At 34.3% G+C, this 3,267-nt stretch carries 1 protein-coding gene and 1 pseudogene; one reads left to right on the top strand and one right to left on the bottom strand.

Annotated features, from left to right (window positions below; translation table 11 throughout):
- Positions 1-961: pseudogene (locus tag E1163_RS01500) on the bottom strand (PD40 domain-containing protein); the annotation flags it as partial.
- A gap of 194 nt (positions 962-1,155) precedes the next feature.
- Here E1163_RS01500 and E1163_RS01495 point away from each other — a divergent pair.
- Positions 1,156-1,578, top strand: coding sequence for a response regulator (locus E1163_RS01495; RefSeq protein WP_155168758.1), 423 nt, complete (start codon positions 1,156-1,158; stop codon positions 1,576-1,578).
- The last annotated feature ends 1,689 nt before the right edge of the window (positions 1,579-3,267 follow it).

Genomic DNA, 3,267 nt, shown 5'->3' with positions numbered 1-3,267 from the left:
GGTCATATGTTTCAAAATAAATGTATCTACTGTCTTTAGTTATTGTAAAATAACTCTCCTCTCTGAAACTGTTAATACCCTTTCCCAGATTGATGGGCTTACTCCAATTTGTCCAGGTATCATCTAATCGTTTAGATTTGAATATATCACTATTTCCATATCCTTCGTGCCCATAAGAGGCAAAGTACAGTGTTTTCCCATCGGAAGAAATGAAAGGGGCAAAGTCTGATTTTTCAGTGTTTATAGTCTTTCCAAGGTTTATTGGCTCAGTCCATGAATTCTCACCGTCGGGGAAGCTAACATAAAGATCCTGCTGTCCATAGGTATCTTCTCTACTTATACCCATGAACAATACATTCATTTCGTAAGACAGGTAAAAGTCAACATACCCAGTTAAGGAATAAAAATTTTTAATTTTTAAAGGTATAGGTGTAGACCATCCAGACTCAAAGAGTGTTGTTTTTAAAAGTGGATATTCAGTTTTGAGGTCTTCACTAATCATAATCATTTCTCGACCATCCGGGCTTATACTGCATATAGCATCCATACCTCTTGTATTTACCCTATCCCCTAAGTTTTTGGGCGTTCCTTTCTTTCTTTCATCATTAAGTTCTATTACCCAGATATCCTGTTCATCCCTTTTTCCAAAGATATTTTCGGGGTACTTTCTTCTTCCGAAATACAGGCGATTGCCATCACCCGAAATATAAGGCCTTACCTCGTCATACATGCTATTTATTGAGTTGTCCAACACAGTGAAATTGACTTTTTTTAATTCCGGTGCTGCTACATCGAATCCATACTTCTTCATTTTTGGTGAGTCTGCGGCAACCCCTCTCTTTTGTATCATCAAGTTAAAAGTAAGGATAGTTACTAGGACTACCACGATGCTAATCCCTGCCCATATATAGACTTTTTTTATTGTTGTTTGTAATTGAGGTGTGTTCTGTAATTTTCTCATCTTCATTCTTTAGAGAAGAAATAATTTAATTTCTGCTTTAAATATTGATCCAAAATAATATGGAAAGGTGACCATAGCTTCAATAAATTAAATAACATTCAGTGAACTAGTATTATGGTCAGTTTCCTAACCAAAATATTATATAAATAGTGTCATGAATTTAGCTAACTTGATACATTTTAAATTCATGAGCCATGAAACCCTTAAAAAGTATTTTACTTATAGATGATGATGACAATTTCAATTATCTGCATATGAGATTGTTAACAAAAATGAATGTGGCCCATCACGTTGAAATAGTTACGAATGGCCAACAAGCCCTTGATTTTTTAATATCGCAAAACGAATTAAAAAAAGAGTATCCGGATTTAATCTTCCTTGATATTGATATGCCCATTATGGACGGCTGGAGCTTTTTGTTAGAGTATGAAATGCTTATACGTAAAGTATTTTCCAAATCAGTATTAGCTATGTTTACCAGTAATGGCGATGAAGCAATTCGTAAAAAAGCTTTATCAATCGACTTTGTTAATATTTTCTTTGTTAAGCCCTTAACGACGAGTGACATTAACTATATCCTTGATAAATATTTCACAAATAGCCCTGTAATTGCATGATAGCTTAAGATTATCTATTTAGAAATTGTTACTTCTGGCAATAAGAATGCATTAAAAATAGTCAACAAATTTTTTAATATTGATCTTCTGAACTTTTTCGTTAGTATTTAGATTATCAGCCTACAATTTTATTTACCAGAATAAGGAGGATTGTCAAAGTGGATCAATACCCAGGTATTATTCACACCGAACAAGGTTTTGTGTTTCAGATAATCGAGTGTGAAGGGGAAAAACTAATTATTAACCAAGGTAAATTTGTGGCGTATTATGACAGTATCAACGAAATATTCTACGGCCTTGAAGGGGGTCAGTACGTAAAGCGTCATCTAACACCCAAACATCCGGAATTATACAGGTCTCCACCTAAGAAAGATTAAAGCCAAAAGCCCTGCCTAAATCGGCAGGGCTTTTCATTTGTGAACCCAAAAACTCATGTACTTTTGTTCTCATCTCTTCTATTTGACAGGAATATTTGCGAAGAACTTTACTAGGCTTGAGCTTGGAGTTTATTCAACAATAAAATGGTCATACACATAAGGCAATTATTGTAAAATAGCTTTTACAATGCTTTATCATCATTCAAGTCGATACAAAACTCCTTAACGGAAAGATAGGTTTAATAAGAAAATTACCAATCAAAACAGAAAGAAGCTCACACACGTGGAGAGGCTTCCTTCTGCTGAGAAAAAAGTTTACTTAACTGCTAGTTTAAGAAAAAAATCTTGATATAAGTCGTAAGAAGGCATTTCTTTTTATTATTTGGTAAAAAATATTGAAACCAATTATTCTACTCCCTTCAAAAGCCCCGCATTAAAAGATCCTACTACGAATTACCAAGCAAGTGGGGCATGAGAATCTTATTTGAGTCTATGTCTGTCAATGAGGGTTACAGCAAATAACACTAATTTGCTTTCGAATATGATGGTTCTCCGGGTTTAATACCTTGTGTTGCTTAAAACGGGATTTGTGGTTTTAAGTAGGGTCAATATTACACCACCTCTGATTTTGTGTAAGAAAAAACAGAAGGAAGCCTTTCCATATTTCGGCTTCCTTCTGACCAGAAACAATATTACTTAGCAGTACAATTTAAAAAAATACTCTTTATAAACGACTGAACTCTACAAAAATCATTGTCCACTTGCTATGATCAACATAAGCCAACGATTAAAAAGAGGGTTAACAGTTATTGAGTTGATAAACTACTTCAATCAGCACTTGGTGATTTAGCTCAATCCTCGGGCTATTCATACCTGCAGGCACTATGGCTACTGCTTGAAGGACTGCTTAGGGCATAAGTTATTGTAAATAGCATGGCTTTATAAGGGTCGAACAGACAGGAAGTAATGTGACTGAAAAGGGATTGGCTTCCTTGCGGTCTTGACCTAAACGATAAGAAAGAATTAGCTAAGCAAGTGCTCGCTCACAGAAACTTCTATTTTTTTCAATCTTAGCTAAACTGTTGAAGTTCATGGAGTAAAAGTATTCAGTGTAAGCTATCCAGTTTTAAACCAAACCAGAACACTGTGTATATAAAACATAATTAATTATATTTAATGAGTAACAAGTCTTTTTATAAATGGAATAAAATTCTGTTATGAATCTATGAAATGAAAACTCGGGTAAATATACTTGCTGTCTTACTTGGCTTGTTAGGATTAGGTCTTGTTTTACTCAAAATGCATACAGTCA

It is taken from the genome of Fulvivirga kasyanovii (genome assembly GCF_009711405.1).
GTDB classification, from domain to species: Bacteria; Bacteroidota; Bacteroidia; order Cytophagales; family Cyclobacteriaceae; genus Fulvivirga; species Fulvivirga kasyanovii.
This window is presented reverse-complemented; position numbering and strand designations above follow the sequence as displayed.